Here is a 238-nt window from a genome sequence, read left to right on the forward strand (position 1 = left end):
CACCGCCGCCGGCCACCTCGACCACGACGTGGTCTGCCGCCTCGTCCTCGCCGCCCTGCGCGCCTCGGGCTGGGTGCTCACCCCGGGGGCCCTGCCCGCCCCGCGTCGTGCCGTGGACACCGCTGGGGCCGCGGCCTCGCGGGTGCGGCCCGGCACGCACACCGTCGCCAAGGCGGTCGAGCAGGCCAACGTCCTGGTCGGCGGCCGCTCGCTGTCCACCACGGACCCGGACCGCTTC

The 238-nt window shown here is 79.0% G+C and carries 1 pseudogene; it reads left to right on the forward strand.

Going from position 1 to position 238, the window contains the following annotated elements:
* A pseudogene (locus tag KVS67_RS13040) lies at window positions 1-238 on the forward strand (insulinase family protein); the annotation flags it as partial.

This window comes from Micrococcus sp. GbtcB5 (assembly GCF_019091605.1).
Taxonomy (GTDB): Bacteria; Actinomycetota; Actinomycetes; order Actinomycetales; family Micrococcaceae; genus Micrococcus; species Micrococcus luteus.